We start from the raw sequence: 630 nt of genomic DNA, 5'->3' as shown, positions 1-630 counted from the left end.
GCATGCTTGGCACCGACTGAGCGGGCTGCAAGAGCCAGCAGTTCGCTAGCTCTTCGTTCACCACTGTGCCTTCTCATGACCGTTTTCCAACCGTCGACTACCTGGCGAACGGTGAGTTTTTGAAGGTCGGCAGGCGTCGGGAAAAGGCGCAGAGTGGCAAGTGAACCGGAGCCAATGAGGTGCTTATATACCTGCCGCAGCTCGGGGAACACAATGTCGACCCAACGGTCAATCTGGTTTTTGACGCTGACGAGACGATGGACGATTGTTTCCCGGTTCGCCATGAGCACGCGTAATTCCATGAATTCTTCACTGGTCTCTTTGATGAAAGTGTAGTAGCCGTTTTTCACCATGTCGGCGATGACAAAGGCATCTTTAATGTCGCTTTTGGATGGTGTATTGTCACGGTTTTCCTTGTTCCTTTTGACGAGATGAGGATTCCCCAATACGACCACGAAGCTGTGATCTTTGAGCCAGGCAGCGAGGCTAAGCCAGTAGTGGCCGGTTGGTTCCATACCGATGATGCTGTCGTGTAGTTGGTGCGTTTCCTGCAAATCTTTCATCCACTGCGGCAGTAGGCTGAAGCCTGCGTCGTCGTTGGAGAAGTGAAGCGGAGTGCCCAGCAGAATG

Annotated in this window: 1 protein-coding gene; it reads right to left on the bottom strand. The window is 52.9% G+C overall.

Translation table 11 applies throughout. The annotated features are described in order from the left end of the window. A partial coding sequence (locus FGT79_RS30655; protein ID WP_171056546.1) for an IS110 family transposase occupies window positions 1-630 on the bottom strand: 630 nt, incomplete at both ends.

Source organism: Paenibacillus sinopodophylli, from assembly GCF_005930355.1.
Classification (GTDB): domain Bacteria; phylum Bacillota; class Bacilli; order Paenibacillales; family Paenibacillaceae; genus Pristimantibacillus; species Pristimantibacillus sinopodophylli.
Note: the sequence above shows the minus strand (reverse complement) of the source record. Positions and strands in the feature narration are given on the sequence as shown.